The organism is Candidatus Allofournierella merdipullorum (assembly GCF_048426865.1).
Classification (GTDB): domain Bacteria; phylum Bacillota; class Clostridia; order Oscillospirales; family Ruminococcaceae; genus Allofournierella_A; species Allofournierella_A merdipullorum.
The window spans coordinates 166,638-183,300 of the sequence record NZ_DBFNWJ010000043.1; the positions used below are offsets into that span (position 1 = coordinate 166,638).

Genomic DNA, 16,663 nt, shown 5'->3' on the forward strand with positions numbered 1-16,663 from the left:
TACTGTTTTATTCTGCGAGCACCGCAGCGCACCGGCCGCACAGGCAGGGATGCTGCGCATCGGAGCCCACGTCAGCGGTGTACTTCCAGCAGCGCTGGCACTTCTCGCCCTCGGCGTGCTGCACGGCAACTCCCAGGCCTTCCACCTCGCCGTGAACGCCGCCTTCGCCTTCCACGACCTCCAGCTGGGACACGATCATCAGATCTTCCCACTGCTCCACGGGGATGGTGGCGATGAACGCGGCCATCTCGGGCGCGCAGTACAGGGTGACTTTGGCTTCCAGAGAAGAGCCGATGACCTTTTCGGCACGGGCCTGCTCCAGGACCTTCTTCACATCATCGCGCACGGCGATGATGTGAGCCCACTTGGCGCGGAACTCTTCGCTCTGGGCCCAGACGCCGGCAGCAGCCATGTCCTCAAAAGCCACATACTTCTGCTTGCCGTCAAAGTCCGGCACAAAGCTCCAGATTTCCTGGCTGGTGAAGGTCAGGATGGGGGCGATGATCTTGGTGAGGTCCACCAGGATGCGGAACATGGCAGTCTGCGCCGCGCGGCGGGCGGGAGCGTCCGCCTTGCTGCAGTACAGCCGGTCCTTAGCCACATCCAGGTAGAAGTTGGACATATCCACCACGCAGAAGTTATAGACCGCGTGATAGACCTTGTGGAAGTCGAAGCTGTCGTATCCGTCACGGGCGGCCTTGTTCAGCTGATCCAGACGATCCAGCGCCCACAGATCCAGCTCGGTGAGCTGATCGTCCGCCACCATGTCGGTGCGGGGATCAAAGCCGTTCAGGTTGCCCAGGATGAAGCGGGCGGTGTTGCGGATCTTGCGGTAGGCCTCGCTCAGCTGCTTGACGATCTCCTTGCTGATGCGCACGTCCACGGTGTAATCGCTGGAGGCGACCCACAGACGGACGATGTCAGCGCCGAAGTCCTTGATGATCTCGCTGGGCTCCACGCCGTTGCCGGCGGACTTGTGCATCTGCTTGCCTTCGCCGTCCACGACCCAGCCGTGGCACAGCACGTTCTTGTAAGGCGCAACGCCGCGGGTGGCAACGCTGGTGAGCAGGCTGGACTGGAACCAGCCGCGGAACTGGTCGCCGCCCTCCATGTACAGATCGGCGGGCCAATGCAGCTCCGGGCGCTCCTCCAGCACCGCCACATGGGTGGAACCGGAGTCGAACCAGACGTCCATGATGTCCTTGTCCTTCTCGAACTCGGTGCAGCCGCACTCGCAGGTGTAGCCGGCAGGCAGGATCTCGCTGGCCTCATACTTGTACCAGGCGTCGCTGCCCTCGCGGCGGAACAGATCACTCACCGCCTTGATGGTCTCGTCGGTGATGTGATATTTGCCGCACTTCTTGCAGTAGAACGCGGGAATGGGAACGCCCCAGGTGCGCTGGCGGCTGATGCACCAGTCGCTGCGGTCGCGCACCATGCCCATCATGCGGTCATGGCCCCAGCCGGGGAACCACTGCACCTGGTCGATGGCCTTGTAGACGTCCTCTTTGAAGGCGTCGATGGAGCAGAACCACTGCTTGGTGGCGCGGAAGATGATGGGGCTGTGGCAGCGCCAGCAGTGAGGATACTGGTGGCTCATGTGCTGCACGCCCAGCAGGTGGCCGCTCTCCTGAATGTGCTTCAGGATGACCTTGTTGGCGTCCCAGACTTTGAGGCCGCTGAAGGGACCGGCCTCGGCGGTAAGGAAACCGCCGTCGTCCACGGGCACGATCACCGGCACCTGAGGATAGTGCTTGGTGCAGACGTCAAAGTCCTCGACGCCGTGGCCGGGAGCGGTGTGAACGCAGCCGGTGCCGCTTTCCAGAGTGACGTGGTCGCCGTTGATGACCAGGCTCTTGCGGTCCAGGAAGGGATGCTGGACCTGCATCAGTTCCAGCTCGCTGCCCTTGACGGGCTCGCCCACGATCTCGTAGCTGTCGATCTTGCAGGCCTGCATGGTGCTCTCCACCAGGGCCTCGGCCATCACCAGGTAGTCCTCCCCCACCTTGACGAAGACATAGTCATAGTCGGGGTTCAGGCAGATGGCCACGTTGGCGGGCAGGGTCCAGGTGGTGGTGGTCCAGATGACGAACCAGGCTTTGTCCATGGGGATGCCGCGCTTTTCCAGAATGCCGTTCGGGTCGTCGGTGACGTTGAAACGGACGTAGATGGAATCGCACTCGTCCTCGCCGTACTCGATCTCCGCCTCGGCCAGAGCGGTTCGGTCTTCGGGGCACCAGTACACGGCCTTCAGGCCCTTGTAGATGTAGCCCTTCTTGGCCATCTCGCCGAAGATTTCGATCTGGCGGGCCTCAAACTCGGGCTTCAGGGTCAGGTAGGGATTTTTGAAATCACCGATAACGCCCAGGCGCTGGAACTGCTCGCCCATGATGTCGATGTGCTCGGTGGCGAACTCGTGGCAGACCTTGCGCAGCTCCAGCTTGGAGATCTCGCCCTTGCCCACCAGCTGCTTCATCGCTTTCAGCTCGATGGGCAGGCCGTGGGTGTCGTAGCCGGGCACATAGGGGGCCTGGAAGCCGGTCATGTTCTTATAGCGGACGATGATGTCCTTGATGATCTTGTTCAGCGCGGTGCCCATGTGGATGTTGCCGTTGGCGTAGGGAGGGCCGTCATGAAGGACATAGCGGGGCTTGCCCTCGTTGTGCTTCATCAGCTCCTCATAGAGATGATCGGCGTTCCACTCCTTGAGCATCTCCGGCTCTTTCTTGGGCAGGCCTGCCCGCATGTCAAACAGAGTTTTGGGCAGGTTGATCGTGCTGTTGTAATCCTGTGGCACTGGTAACTACACTCCTATTCCTCAAATGTGCACATTTTGAAAAAGCGCGCGCATTTGTCAATCGCTGAATTTGATGCCCTCAAAGCCCTCGAACAAGGACGAAGCGGGCGGGGTCTCGGGCTGAGGGGCAGCCGCGCGGGAAGCGCCGGGCACAAAGGTGCGGGTGGGCTCTTCCTCTTCCTCGGTCTGCGCGGGCTCTTCTGCGGCAGGCGCACCGTACAGGGCGCTGAGATCCGGGAAACGGCTGATGGGGTCGTCCGGCTCCTCGGGCGCGTCAAAGCCCTGCTCAAAAGGATCGGCCTCCGCGGGGGCCTCCGGCTCCTCCACCGGGGCGGCCTGTTCGGGTTCTGCCTGCTCCACAGGAGCGGGGATCTCCTCTTCTTCCGCCTCTTCCGGCTCGTCGCCGGGCAAAGTGCTCAGAGACTCGATGTGCTGTTTGTAAAGGCTCAGCACGCTGTTCTTGAACTGCGCCACTTCCGCCTTGACCCGCTCCAGCTCCAGCTGCTCGTCGTTCACCTGCTCCAGGGCGGCACGGGTGATATCCTCTGCCTTGATGCCCGCCTCGCGCAGGATGGACTCTGCCTTCTGCTTGGCTTCCTTGATGACGTTCTCGCCCATGCGCTGGGCGTTGAGCAGAGCAGTCTTGAGGTTATCCTCATCCTTGCGGTACTCCTCCACCTTCTGGGCCAGGACGTACAGCTTTTTCTCGGTGCTCTCCTTCTCCGCCTGCAGCTGCTCCATCTGCTGGGCCAGCTGCTGCAGCAGGGCGTCCACGTCCTCGGGACGGTAGCCACGCATGACCTTGTCGAAGGTTACGGTGCGGATCTCCTGGGGTGAAATCATTCAGATCATTCCTTTCGCCGAAAGTGGCGGCACAGTGCCGTCAGTATTGGTAATATTGGATAAACAACCGATCCTTGCGGCTTTTGCCGCCCAGGGCCTCCAGCTTGAAGCGGCCCATGCCCCGCACGGTGAACACATCGCCCTCGTACACGGGCGCATGGCTGCTGGAAACGGGTACATGGTTTATCTCCAGGCGGCCGCCTCGCACCAGTGCTTCCGCCTGGCCGCGGCTGCAGCGGAGCATGGCCGACAGCACCGCGTCTGCCCGCAGAGAAGACACTGTGGCGGTCTTGCTCTCCCGTTGGACAGAATGGTCCGGCAGCGGGCCGTCAAACCGCTCGCAGCGGGATGAACAGCGCCCTACGCTGACAAGCTCATCACAGAGCAAAGGCGCCACCCGTTCCAGCACAAAGGCATACGCCCTGCCGGGGGTCTCGGGGTCGGGCAGGATGTCGCCCACACACTCCCGTTCAAGGCCAAGGCCCAGAAGAGAGCCGAGATAATCCTTGTGGGCGGGGGCTTCGCCGCCCATCACCGCACAGGATATCAAAACGCAACAAATCGGCGGTTCGCCTGAGGCGCCCGCCGGTTCGAGGCACAGCAGTTTGCGCTCGGCAGCAGGATAGCCGCCCGAAAAGGCGGCCCAGGTGCAGCCGACCTGATTCATCGCGGCCTCCGCCAGACTCTGCTCCCGGTCCGACAAAAAGCCGCTGTAGCGGGCCACGCCCCGGTTCTGCGCGGCGCGGAAGAGGTCCTGCGCACGGCGCATGATCAATTTTTCCTGATCGTTCCGGGGCGGAATGTATCCCCGCTGCCGTTCATCAGAAGAAGACGCCATTGCTTTCTAACTCATCCAGCAGATCCCCCATGATGTCCACATTATAGGGGGTGATGATAAAGGTGCTGTTGGCAACGCGCTTCATCTGGCCGTTGTTGGCGTAGGCCACGCCGGACAAAAAGTCCACCAGGCGGCGGGAAACTTCCTTGTTGGTGCCCTCCAGGTTGAGCACGACCGTGCGCTTGGCATTCAGATGGTCGGCCACAGTGCTGGCGTCATCAAACCGTTCGGGCTTCACCAGGACCACCTGCAGCTGGGTGGTGGCGTTGATGTTCACCACCTTGTTGCGCTTATTGGTGGGTTCCGGCTGATAGCCGTCATCTTCCGCGGCGCTGCGCTGGGGGAACATGTCCTCGTTATCGTCGTAGTAACCGTCGTCCTCTTCGTTTACACCAAGAAATCTTTTAAGCCCGTCGAGCATCTTCTGTATCTCCTTCCGAAAATGATGACTGCTTCCTTCGAAATCACATCATCAGTTAGTATATATTATCGCTATTTTTCGTGATTCTGTCAATAAATAAACGCAACATTGCCTGATATTCACAGGATTTTCCCGTCGTAGAGGTCGGTGCCCTCCACGATGACCTCATCGAACAGCCGCACCTCATTGTCGGTGCCCACCTTGCCGCCCTCCGGCACGAGGATGTACTCGTCGTCCTGATAGAGCACGGTGATCTTGCGGAAGCGCGCCAGGTTGCCGTATTTCACATAGACGCCCTTGTTGCCGTCCACGATGTTCAGCGCCTTGGCGCTGACCCGCACGCCTTTAAAGGACTCGAAGTCGATGCGGGCGGTGGCCGAGGCGAGGCTCAGCACGTCCGCGCCCACATATTCGCAGCTGAGCACGAATTTCGCAAGGCCGGAAGCTTCGTCCACCGTGACGCTCTCCACCGTGGCGGGCAGGACCTTTTCTGCCGCGCCGGGGAAGCTGATGTCCACGCTGGTGACGCCCTCGAATTTCTTGCTCTCATCGGCGGTGCACACACCGTAGAAATACCATTTATAATCGGTGACCAGCTTGCCCGCGCCGGAAACGTCCCTCGTGCCCGCGCCTTCGGCGAGCGCGTCGGCCATCGCCACGGCGGACATCTGGTCCAGTTCCTCTTTGCTGTAGGTCAGCATCTGCGCCGCGTCTGCCGCCACGAAGTAGCCGCCGGTGGGAACGGTGACTGGTGTGGGGCTGCCGAGATTTGCCTGCTGCACCGCCTGTTCCTGCGCGATCAGCTCCTTGGCGCCGGAAAAATCCCGGGTGGCGCCGGTGGTGATCTGCAGGCGATTCAGTGTGAGCAGGTACTCATTGCTTTTGGAGGAGATTTGGGTGTACTCCTGGCGGTCCAGGCTGTCCAGCAGATCGTACAGGGCCGACTGGCGCTGGGTCAGCAGCAGGTCCACGTCGGTGCCCGCCGTGTTCTCGCTTCGCTCCAGCAGGTCAAGCTGGGCGTCCAGCTCGGTGAGCGCGGTGCGGGCCCGGGCCTGGCTGGGGTCGGAGTAGATCTCCGCCACCTGCGTGCCAGAGGCCACACGCTCGCCATTGGAGACAAGATAGCCCATCTGCCCTTCCCCGGCCACTTCCGACTGCTCGAAAACGAGATAGCCGCCGGTATAAAGGCTGTCGGACATATCGTAGAGGATGGCCGTTTCGGTGCGGTAGGGGCGGTCCAGCACGGTGAATATCTGCACTAGGAGATACGCCGCCGCAAGGCCCAGCGCGGCGATAATGCCGTATTTTACGAAAGAGCCTCTCACAGCCTTCCCCTCCTTTCTTTGTCGAGAGCCGTGCCGTTCACAGCCCGAAATGTTCGCGCACGGTTATTTCCGCCTGCTGCAGGGTGGTTTCATCGCCGGGGTCCAGCCAGATGACGTTTTCCATGCGGCGGAACCAGGTCAGCTGGCGCTTTGCATAGTTGCGGCTGGCCTGCTTGAGTTTGTCGGCACAGGCGGCAAGTTCCGCAGTGCCTTCAAAATAGGGAAAGAACTCCTTGTAACCGATGGCCTGCGCCGCCGTGCGGTAGCGGCCGCGGTTCTCAAAGACCAGCTTTGCTTCTTCCAGAATGCCCGCTTCGAGCATACGGTCCACCCGCAGGTCAATGCGGCGGTAAAGCTGCGCCCGGTCGGCCGGAGCCAGACAGAACACCAGCGAATCGAACGGGGGCGTTTCGGGCAGGGATTCCGCCCGCTGCCGGCTCATGGTCTTGCCGGTGGAGTAATAAAGCTCCAGCGCGCGTATCACCCGCCCCACATTGTTGGGATGGACTGTGGCGGCGTAGTCCGGGTCCACGGCCGCAAGCTTCTGGTGCATCGCTTCGAGGCCGAGGGCTGCCGCCTCCTGCTCCAGTTTTTCCCGCAGAGCGGGGTCTGCCTTTTGCTCGGCAAAGCGCACCCCGTTCAAAAAGCTTTCGATGTACAGGCCGGTGCCGCCCACAAGAATGGGCAGTCTGCCCCGGGCGGTGATGGCCTTTACTTCCCGGTTCGCGGCCTCCACAAAGTCCGCCACGCTGAACGTCTGTTCCGGAGGCAGAAAATCCATCAGGTGATGGGGCACGCCTTCCATCTCTTCTTTGGTCGCCTTGGCGGTGCCCACGTCCAGCCCTTTATAGATCTGCATGGAGTCGGCGCAGACGATCTCGCCGCCGAGGCGCTTTGCCAGCTGGACCGAAAAAGCGGTCTTGCCGCTGGCGGTGGGGCCGCCTACGGCCACCACAGGCATTTTATCCCAATCGGCCAAACTGCTTTTCCAGCTCCTTTTTGGTAAGTTTCAGCACCACCGGCCTGCCGTGGGGGCAAAAAGGCGGCACCTTTCCGTTCAGAATATCCTGCGCCAGAGCCATCAGCTCCCGCCGGTCGGACTTGTCCCCCGCCTTGATGGCGGCTTTGCAGGCGATGGAGTGCATCACCCACTGGGTCTTTTCGCTCACAGTCTCACGGCTGCCGCGGGCAAGCCGGTCGGCCAGCTCGCACAAAAGGCCCTCCACGTCGGATACCTGCACGTCCGCGGGCACTGCCCGCACCAGCATGGTGTTGCCGCCAAAGTCATCCACCTGCACACCCGCATCGTTCAACAGGTCGGCGTTTTCCAAAAGCGCCGTTTTTTCCGCTGCGGACAGGTTCACCGTCACCGGGGCCAGCAAAATCTGACTGCTGGCAGCGCCGTAGCCGCTGACAAGCTGTTCATAGAGAATGCGCTCGTGAGCTGCGTGCTTGTCGATGAGGCAAAGCTCGTTGCCGCGCTGGGTGATGATGTATGTCTTGAACGCCTCGCCGATGTACTCCAGCGGCTCTTCCTGCGGCGCCTCCTGCTGCGGTTCAGCGGGTACTGCCTGTACCTGCGGTTCCGGTTCGGGAACGGGTGCTGGGTCCGGCGTCCGTAAGACAGGCTCCGGAGCCGGCTGCACCGGCTGGCGGACAGGCGCCGCATCCAGCGGCAACGGCTCGGAGCGCAGAGTTTCCTGCTGCACCGGGGCTGCGGTGAATGCCAGGCGCACAACGGGCGCAGGCCGGGGCACCGTCGGTTCGCTGCCCCAGCCGCCCAGACCCGCTGCCGGGGCAGGCTTTGCCGCGGGCGGCGGCGCGGAATGTGTAATGGTCGGCTGTTTCACAGGGGTGGAGAGGTCCAGCTGCTCCACCGGCTGTTCCGGCTCGTCCATCGCCGTCTGTTTGGAAAAGCTTAAACGCTGCTCGCCGCTGCCGGGCTGAGCCAGCGCCGCTTTTACAGCCCGGTAGACCGCGTCGAACACGTCGCTTTCGCGGGAGAAGCGCACCTCGGTTTTGGCGGGGTGCACGTTCACGTCCACCAGCTGGGCGGGCATTTCCAGCGCCAGCACGCAGCCGGGGAACTTGCCCTGCATGAGGGTGCCCCGGTAGGCGTTTTCCAGCGCGGCCATCATGGTGCGGTTCTTGACGAAGCGCCCGTTGATAAAGAAGAACTGCATGCCGCGGCTGGCCCGGCAGGCCCGGGGCGGCGTGACAAGGCCGGACACACGGTAGCTGCCGCTGGCGTCCTCCACGGACAAGAGGTCCTTGGCGAAGTCACGGCCCAGCACGGCGTAGGCCGCGCTCTTGAGACTGCCGTCGCCCGGCGTTTTGTAAAGCTGTTTGCCTTCGCGGACAAAGGCGATGGACACTTCCGGATGAGAAAGGGCGATGCGGCTGACCGTTTCGCCCACAAAGGCGCCTTCGCTGGCATCCTTTTTCAAAAATTTCATCCGGGCGGGGGTGTTGTAGAACAGATCCCGCACGGTGATGGTGGTGCCCACCGGGCGCGCGGCCGGCTCCATCCCCTGCTCTTCGCCGCCTTCGATGCGGTAGCGGCAGGCGAACTCATCCGGATCGGTGCGGGTGAGCACTTCCACCCGCGCCACGCTGGCAATGGAGGCCAGCGCCTCGCCGCGGAAGCCCAGCGTGTGGATACTTTCCAGATCCTGCTCGCAGGAGATTTTGCTGGTGGCATGGCGGATGAAGGCCGTGGAGATATACTCCGCTTCGATGCCGCTGCCGTTGTCCGTCACCTGAATGAGGGACACGCCGCCTTTTTCGATGGCGACACTCACCTGGGTGGCGCCCGCGTCGATGGCGTTTTCCAGCAGTTCCTTCACCACCGAAGCAGGGCGCTCCACCACCTCGCCGGCAGCGATGAGCTCCGCGGTGTGCTTGTCCAGCACATGGATCACGGCCATGGGTCCGTCTCCCCTTTCCTATGTAAAATCAGTTGTCGAGCGTCTTTTTCAGCTCGTAGAGGAAATTCAGCGCCTCGATGGGGGTCAGCGTCTCCACGTCCAGGGCGCTGAGCTTGTCCATCATTTCGCTGGGCACTGCGGGGCTGTTCATTGCCTCCAGCGCCTCAAAATCCAGCTGTGTGACCCGCTTGTTGCTTTGGCTGGCGGCGTCCAGCGTCTTGAGCACCTGCTTGGCCCGCTCGGTGACTTCGTCGGGCAGGCCGGCCAGCTTTGCCACCTGGATGCCGTAACTGTCGTCGGCGGGGCCGCGGACGATGCGCCGCAGGAAGGTGATGTCGTCGCCCCGCTTCTTCACGGCGATGTTGTAGTTCTTGACGCCGGGCAGCAGGTCTTCCAGCTCGGTGAGTTCGTGGTAATGGGTGGCAAACAAAGTCTTGCAGCCGATTTTGCCGGCAATGTGCTCCACCACCGCCCGGGCGATGCTCATGCCGTCGAAGGTGGAGGTGCCGCGGCCGATCTCGTCCAGAATGACCAGACTCTTGCGGGTGGCATATTCCAGAATTTGGGCCACCTCGGTCATCTCCACCATGAAGGTGGACTGGCCGGCGGCCAGATCGTCGGAAGCGCCCACGCGGGTGAAGATGGCATCCACTACGCCCACGCGGCATTCCTTCGCGGGCACAAAACTGCCGATCTGGGCCATCAGCGCGATCAGCGCGTTCTGGCGCATATAGGTGGATTTGCCTGCCATGTTGGGGCCGGTGATGATGAGCAGGTTGTTCTCAGCGCAATCCAGCGTGGTGTCGTTGGGCACGAACAGGCTGCCTTTGAGCATCTGCTCAATAACGGGGTGGCGGCCCTCCTGGATGAGCAGCTCGCTGCCCTCGTCCACCGTGGGACGGACGTAGTTGTTGTCCGCCGCCACCTGGGCCAGTGCGGTGAGCACATCCAGCTTTGCCACCGCGGCCGCGGTGGACTGGATGCGGGTGAGCTGCGCCGACAAATTGAACAGCAGTTCCTCGAACAGCTTGCGCTCCAGAACCAGAAGACGCTCGTTGGCGCCCAGAATTTTATTTTCGAGGTTTTTCAAGTCCTCGGTGATATAGCGCTCGGCGTTGGCCAGCGTCTGCTTGCGCACGAAGTTGGCGGGTACCTGGTCGGTGAAGGACTTGCTGACCTCGATGTAGTAACCGAACACCCGGTTGAAGCCCACTTTCAGGGTGCGGATGCCGGTCTCTTCCTTAAGCTTTGCCTCCATCTGAGACAAAAAGCCCTTGCCGCCGTGGACGATATCCCGCAGCTCGTCCACCTCCGGCGAGAAGCCTGCCCGAATGACGCCGCCGTCCTTCAGAGTGGAGGGGGCGTTCTCATCGATGGCGGACACGATGCGGTCGTGGATGTCAGTGAGGGGGTCGATCTGCACCGCCAGCGCCTTCAGCTGGGGGCAATCGAAGCTTTCCGCCAGCGCGCGAAGCTGAGGCAGCTGGCGGCAGGTGGCGGCGAGAGTGTAAATCTCCTTCGGCGTGGCGCTGCCGTAGACCGTGCGGGTCATCAGACGCTCCATATCAAATACATGGCTCAGCGTCTCGGTGATCTCGGCTCGCTGGACGCTTTCGCCGTGCAGGGCCTGCACACAGTCCAGACGGTCGTTGATGGCCGGCGCGCTCACCAGAGGCTGCTCCAACCAGCTGCGCAAAAGGCGCTTGCCCATGGCGGTCTGGGTCTTGTCCAGCACCCAAAGCAGGGTGCCCCGCTTTTCCCGTCCGCGCATGGTCTGCGTAAGTTCCAGGTTGGCCCGGGTCACCGGCGAAAGCTGCATGTACTGGGCCTCGGCGTAGCTGACAACGGTGCGAAGACGCTCCACGCCGTGCTTCTGGGTGCGGCGCAGGTAGGTCAGAAGGCCGGACACCGCAAAGCCGGCAGGCCCGTCTTTCGCAAGACCGCCGGAAACAGGCCAGCCTTCGCCGAACTGGTCGTTCAGCGCATCCTGCGCGTCGGCGTAGGCTTCGTTCTCCATCAGCTCCACCGCGCAGGCCATGTGCTGCTTGATGTAGGCGGTGACGTCCTTCAGTGAGAGCATCGCTTCGTTGAGCAGCACCTCGCTGGGGTTGTAGCGGCAGAGCTCGGTGATGATCTGGCCGCTCACCGCCGCCCCGTTCAGCAGCGTGGCGTAGGTCTGGCCGGTGGAAACGTCGGCAAAGCAGACGCCGGCCTTGTCCCCTTCCAAGTATATACTGCAGATGTAGTTGTTTTTGTCGTCCTGGAGCATACTGCTCTCGATGACGGTGCCGGGCGTGATGACGCGGATGACGTCACGCTTTACAAGGCCCTTGGCAAGCGCCGGGTCCTCCATCTGCTCGCAGATGGCCACTTTGTAGCCCTTGGCGATGAGCCGGGCCACATAGCTCTCATAGCTGTGGAAGGGCACGCCGCACATGGGAGCGCGCTCGGCCTGGCCGCAGTCCCGCCCGGTGAGGGTGAGCTCCAGCTCTTTGGACGCAAGGATCGCGTCGTCGAAGAACATCTCGTAAAAATCGCCCAGTCGGAAAAAAAGGATCTCGTCCTTGTGCTGCTGCTTGATCTCAAAATACTGGGCCATCATGGGGGAAAGTTCCGCCATTGTTGCGCTTCACCTGCCTGTGTTTTTTGAAGGGGGCCTCTTATGAAAGGGCAGCGCGGCGGCAGAAGCCGCCGCGCCGTTTTGGGTGTGATATCAAAATCAGCCGCAGCCGCCGCAGGAAGCGCAGCTGCCGGTGCAGCCGGCCTCAGGCGCTTCCACCAGCATCGGGTCGCCGCCGTTCATGGCGGTGTTGATGATGGCGTCGATGTGGCTGATGAGAGCCTCGGCCTCGGCCTTGGCGGCGTTGTAGGCCACCATGCCCTCGCTGGCCATGATCTTGCCGTAGAGGTCGTTGACCTTGGCGTTCAGGGCGGCAACGCGCTCGTCGCTGCGCTCATCTTTGGAAATCTCGTTGTTCAGGTCCATACGGGCCAGATTGAACTCGCCGATCATCTCCTGCAGGGCCTCGTCTTCGTCGTTGGCCTTGCGGGCTGCGGCCAGGGCCAGATAGCGCTCGTCGGTCTGAAGGGCAACAGCGGCTTTCTTGAAAAGGTCGATCGCGTCCATGGTAGTTCTCCTTTTAATTGTAAAGTATTTTTGTTTTACACGAGTTCGCCCTTGAGGATGGTGCCTTTGCTATCGGTGAAATGCACCCGGGCGTACTGCCCGATGAGCGCTTCATCGCCGGCAAACTCCACCACAAGGTTGTTGGAAAGGCGGCCGGCCAGCGTGCCGGGGGTGCGGCTGTGGCCCTCCACCAGCACCCGCTGGGTGCCGCCCACCAGCGCCGCGGTCTCGGCGTGGGCGATTTTCTCCTGCACTGCCAGCAGGCGCGCCATCCGCTCGGTTTTTTCCTTGTGGGTCACCGGGTCGGGCATGGTGGCGGCTTTGGTGCCGGTGCGCTTGGAGTAGATGAAGGTGAACAGCTGCATATACTGCACCTTCTGGATGAGTTCCAGCGTGGCTTCAAAGTCCTCCTCGGTCTCCCCGGGGAAGCCCACGATGATGTCGCTGGAGAAGGTCACATCGGGGATTTTCGCCTTTGCGTAGTCGATGAGCTCCAGATACTGCTCCACCGTGTAGTGCCGGTTCATCTCTTTCAAAATGCGGTCGCTGCCGCTCTGCACCGGCAGGTGCAGGTGATTGCAGATGCGCTCTTCAGCGGCGATGACATCGATGAGCTTGCGGCTGGCGTCCTTGGGATGGCTGGTCATAAAGCGCAGGTGATAGTCTCCCGGCACCTGGCAGAGCATGGTCAGCAGGTCGGCAAAGTCAACCCGGGGTTCCAGGCCCTTGCCGTAGCTGTTCACGTTCTGGCCCAGCAGGGTGATTTCTTTGTAGCCCGCGTCCACCAGCTGACGGAACTCCGCCATAATGTCCTCGGGTCGGCGGCTGCGCTCCCGGCCGCGCACATAGGGCACGATGCAATAGGTGCAAAAGTTGTCGCAGCCGTACATGATGGGCAGCCAGGCCCGGAAGTCAGAATCGCGGCGGATGGGCACCTCTTCCACGATGTCCGCCCGCTCCACCGGCGTCTGCAAGAGGCGCTTTTTGCCGCCGGTGAGCTTTTGTACCAGCAGCTGCGGCAGGGTGTCGATGGCGTTCACGCCGAACACCAGGTCCACAAAGGGATAGCTCTGACGCAGCTTGTCCACCACGGTGGGTTGCTGGGCCATGCAGCCGCACAGGCCGATGATGAGCCGGGGATTTTTCTCCTTGAGGCTTTTCAGCGCGCCCACATTTCCGAACACCCGCTGCTCGGCGTGCTCGCGCACAGCGCAGGTGTTGAATAGAATGAGGTCCGCCTGTTCCGGCGCATCGCACAGGCCAAAGCCCACGTCCGCCAGCACGCCCTTGATTTTTTCGCCGTCGTTGACGTTCTGCTGGCAGCCGAAGGAGTGGATATAGGCCAGCGGCGGGGTATCGTAGAACGAGGCGATGAGCTGCGCCGCCTGTTCGTTGTGTTCAAAATGCAGGATCTCCAATGAAGTTCATTCCTCCGCTTGGGTGTCATTTGCAGACCGGCACCCCTGCTTGTGGCAAATGCGCCGACATACTGATTCAGTATACTATATTTTGCGCTGGCGCACAAGAGCGAAGTGCGCCTGTCACTCCCGGTCCCGCTCCAGGATGGGGCCGAGGTAGCGCCCGGTATAGGAAGCGGGGTTCTTTGCCACCTCTTCCGGGGTACCGGTGGCCACGATGGTGCCGCCCTCGCTTCCGCCCTCGGGGCCGAGGTCGATGATGTGGTCGGCGCGCTTGATGATGTCCAGGTTGTGCTCGATGATGACCACCGTGTTGCCGCCCTCCACCAAACGGTCCAGCACGCCGATGAGCTTGTGGACGTCCGCCACATGCAGGCCGGTGCTGGGCTCGTCCAGCACATAGACCGTGCGGCCGGTATCCCGGCGGGCCAGTTCCAGCGCTAGTTTGACGCGCTGAGCCTCGCCGCCGGAAAGAGTGGTGGCGCTCTGGCCAAGGGTGATATACCCGAGGCCCACGTCCATCAGGGTCTGCAGCTTGCGGGCGATTTTGGGCACGTTGGCGAAGAAGACGCAGGCCTCCTCCACCGTCATGTTCAGCACGTCCGCAATGCTCTTGCCCTTATACTTGACTTCCAGCGTCTCCCGGTTGTAGCGTGCGCCCTTGCACACCTCGCAGGGCACAAAGATGTCCGGCAAAAAGTGCATCTCGATCTGCACGATGCCGTCGCCCTCGCAGGCTTCGCACCGGCCGCCCTTCACGTTGAAGCTGAACCGGCCGGGGCCGTAGCCACGCATCTTGGCGTCCTGGGTCTGGGCAAAGACGTTGCGGATGTCGGTGAACACGCCGGTGTAGGTGGCGGGGTTGGAGCGAGGGGTGCGCCCGATGGGAGCCTGGTCGATGCCGATGACCTTGTCCACATATTCCAGACCCTCCAGGGCCTTGAACTTGCCGGGGCGGCGCTTGGCGCCGTTCAGCTCCATGGCCAGGGCCTTGTAGAACACCTCGTTGATGAGGCTGGACTTGCCCGACCCGGACACGCCGGTGACACAGACCATCTTGCCCAGGGGAATATCCACGTTGATGTTACGCAGGTTGTTCTCCGCCGCGCCCACGATGCGCAGCTTGTTGCCGGTGCCTTTGCGCCGGGTGGCGGGCACTACGATCTTCTTGCGTCCGGAGAGGTAGTCGCCGGTGATGCTGCGGGGAGCGGCGCAGATGTCCTCCACCGTGCCTTCGGCCACAATTTCGCCGCCGTGGACGCCCGCCCCGGGGCCCACGTCCACGATGTAGTCCGCCTGACGCATGGTGTCCTCGTCGTGCTCTACCACGATGAGGGTGTTGCCCAGGTCCCGCAGGCGCTTGAGGGTGGCGATGAGCTTGTCGTTGTCCCGCTGGTGCAGGCCGATGCTGGGCTCGTCCAGCACATACAGCACGCCGGTGAGGGCGCTGCCGATTTGGGTGGCAAGGCGGATGCGCTGGCTCTCGCCGCCGGACAGGCCCGACGCGGCACGGGAGAGGGTCAGATAGTCCAGGCCCACGCTCTGCAGAAAGCCCAGGCGCTCCCGTACCTCTTTCAGAATGCCGTCGCCGATGAGATGCTCCTGATGGGAGAGTTCCAATCCGCTCAAAAACTGCAGTTCCTGGCGTACGCTCATCTCGCAGAAATCGCTGATGTTCTTCTCCCCCACCGTCACCGCGAGGCTGGCGGGTTTGAGGCGCTTGCCGTGGCACTCGGGGCATTCCACCCCGTTCATTACGGTGGCAATTTCCTCTTTCATCCACTCGCTGCCGGTCTCCCGGAAACGACGCTCCAGGTTGTTCACAATGCCCTCAAAGTCGTTGAGGTACCGCCCGGAGCCGAACTCGTTCTCCCGGTACATCTCAATTCGCTCGCCGCCGGTGCCGTAGAGCAGGGCGTTCAGCGCCTCGGCGCTCAGATCCTTGATGGGAGTATCCAGCGTAAAGCCATAATGCTTTGCAAGGCCCTCATAGTACATCTCGCTCACCGAGCCCTCTGCGTAGTACCAGCCGCTGGCCTTGATGGCGCCTTCCCGGATGGAAAGCTCCTTGTTGGGGATGATGAGCTCTGGGTCCACCCGCATGAAGGTGCCAAGACCCGTGCAGCGCTCGCAGGCGCCGAAGGGGTTGTTGAAGCTGAACATCCGGGGTTCCAGCTCGTTCACCGATACGCCGTGCTCCGGGCAGGCGTAGCTCTGGCTGAACTGCATGGCTTCCCCGCCCGGAACGTCCACCGTGACCAGTCCGCCGGTGAGGGCAAGGGCGGTCTCCAGACTGTCGGCCAGACGGCTGTGGACGTTCTCGTTGATGACCAGACGGTCCACAACGATCTCCACCGTGTGCTTTTTGTTCTTTTCCAGAGAAATTTCTTCGTCAAGGTCGTACATGTTCCCGTCGATGCGCACACGGGCGTAACCGCCCCGGCGGGCGGCGTCCAGCTCCTTCTGCTGGGTACCTTTGCGGCCGCGCACCACCGGTGCCAGCACTTGGAACCGGGTGCCGGCGGGCAGTTCCAGCACGGCGTCCACCATCTGGTCCACCGTCTGCTGGCTGATGACCCGGCCGCACACCGGGCAGTGCGGAATGCCGATGCGGGCGTACAAAAGGCGCAGGTAGTCGTAAATCTCCGTCACCGTGCCCACGGTGGACCGGGGGTTGCGGTTGGTGGTCTTCTGGTCGATGGAGATGGCGGGCGAAAGGCCCTGGATGTCGTCCACATCCGGCTTTTCCATCTGGCCCAGGAACATGCGGGCGTAGCTGGAAAGGCTCTCCATATAACGGCGCTGACCGTCGGCGTAGATGGTGTCGAAGGCGAGGCTGGATTTGCCCGACCCGGACAGGCCGGTCATGACGATCAGCTTGTCCCGCGGGATGGTCAGGTCCACGTTTTTCAGGTTGTGCTCCCGCGCACCCTTGATAACGATTTTATCGTTGCTCACAGATATACT

Annotated in this window: 11 protein-coding genes; all 11 read right to left on the minus strand. The window is 62.1% G+C overall.

The window, feature by feature from the left end; all coding sequences use genetic code 11:
* Positions 1–7: 7 nt before the first annotated feature.
* Positions 8–2,797 (minus strand): isoleucine--tRNA ligase, encoded by a 2,790-nt coding sequence (gene ileS / locus ACMNAY_RS07950; protein ID WP_418719020.1) that lies wholly within the window; start codon positions 2,795–2,797, stop codon positions 8–10.
* A gap of 57 nt (positions 2,798–2,854) precedes the next feature.
* Positions 2,855–3,640 (minus strand): DivIVA domain-containing protein, encoded by a 786-nt coding sequence (locus tag ACMNAY_RS07955; RefSeq protein ID WP_394966719.1) that lies wholly within the window; start codon positions 3,638–3,640, stop codon positions 2,855–2,857.
* A 40-nt stretch (positions 3,641–3,680) separates the two neighbouring features.
* Complete coding sequence (locus ACMNAY_RS07960; RefSeq protein WP_418719021.1) at positions 3,681–4,409, minus strand: YlmH/Sll1252 family protein; 729 nt, start codon at positions 4,407–4,409, stop codon at positions 3,681–3,683.
* A 52-nt stretch (positions 4,410–4,461) separates the two neighbouring features.
* The gene (locus ACMNAY_RS07965) at positions 4,462–4,899 is read right to left on the minus strand and encodes a cell division protein SepF (protein WP_394975017.1); all 438 of its coding nucleotides are present in this window, start codon (positions 4,897–4,899) and stop codon (positions 4,462–4,464) included.
* Positions 4,900–5,018: 119 nt separating this feature from the next.
* Positions 5,019–6,224, minus strand: coding sequence for an HlyD family efflux transporter periplasmic adaptor subunit (locus ACMNAY_RS07970; protein WP_418719022.1), 1,206 nt, complete (start codon positions 6,222–6,224; stop codon positions 5,019–5,021).
* A gap of 37 nt (positions 6,225–6,261) precedes the next feature.
* On the minus strand, positions 6,262–7,203 hold the full coding sequence (gene miaA, locus ACMNAY_RS07975) for a tRNA (adenosine(37)-N6)-dimethylallyltransferase MiaA (RefSeq protein ID WP_418719023.1): 942 nt from the start codon (positions 7,201–7,203) through the stop codon (positions 6,262–6,264).
* A complete protein-coding gene (mutL, locus tag ACMNAY_RS07980; RefSeq protein ID WP_418719024.1) occupies positions 7,187–9,151 on the minus strand; it encodes a DNA mismatch repair endonuclease MutL in 1,965 nt (654 codons plus the stop codon). The genes miaA and mutL overlap by 17 nt, the downstream gene beginning before the upstream one ends.
* Positions 9,152–9,179: 28 nt before the next feature.
* A complete protein-coding gene (mutS, locus tag ACMNAY_RS07985; RefSeq protein WP_418719025.1) occupies positions 9,180–11,771 on the minus strand; it encodes a DNA mismatch repair protein MutS in 2,592 nt (863 codons plus the stop codon).
* A gap of 99 nt (positions 11,772–11,870) precedes the next feature.
* Positions 11,871–12,278, minus strand: a complete 408-nt coding sequence (locus ACMNAY_RS07990) for a YlbF family regulator (RefSeq protein ID WP_394966707.1) — start codon at positions 12,276–12,278, stop codon at positions 11,871–11,873.
* Positions 12,279–12,313: 35 nt separating this feature from the next.
* The gene (gene miaB / locus ACMNAY_RS07995; RefSeq protein ID WP_418719026.1) at positions 12,314–13,696 is read right to left on the minus strand and encodes a tRNA (N6-isopentenyl adenosine(37)-C2)-methylthiotransferase MiaB; all 1,383 of its coding nucleotides are present in this window, start codon (positions 13,694–13,696) and stop codon (positions 12,314–12,316) included.
* A gap of 123 nt (positions 13,697–13,819) precedes the next feature.
* Complete coding sequence (uvrA, locus tag ACMNAY_RS08000) at positions 13,820–16,654, minus strand: excinuclease ABC subunit UvrA (protein ID WP_418719027.1); 2,835 nt, start codon at positions 16,652–16,654, stop codon at positions 13,820–13,822.
* Between the last annotated feature and the right edge of the window lie 9 nt (positions 16,655–16,663).

Bases quoted from the DNA above. Each gene is read 5' to 3' on its own strand.
- ACMNAY_RS07990 (WP_394966707.1), bottom strand. From the start codon at position 12,278: ATGGACGCGATCGACCTTTTCAAGAAAGCCGCTGTTGCCCTTCAGACC.
- mutS (WP_418719025.1), bottom strand. From the start codon at position 11,771: ATGGCGGAACTTTCCCCCATGATGGCCCAGTATTTTGAGATCAAGCAG.
- ACMNAY_RS07955 (WP_394966719.1), bottom strand. From the start codon at position 3,640: ATGATTTCACCCCAGGAGATCCGCACCGTAACCTTCGACAAGGTCATG.
- mutL (WP_418719024.1), bottom strand. From the start codon at position 9,151: ATGGCCGTGATCCATGTGCTGGACAAGCACACCGCGGAGCTCATCGCT.
- ACMNAY_RS07960 (WP_418719021.1), bottom strand. From the start codon at position 4,409: ATGCGCCGTGCGCAGGACCTCTTCCGCGCCGCGCAGAACCGGGGCGTG.
- ACMNAY_RS07965 (WP_394975017.1), bottom strand. From the start codon at position 4,899: ATGCTCGACGGGCTTAAAAGATTTCTTGGTGTAAACGAAGAGGACGAC.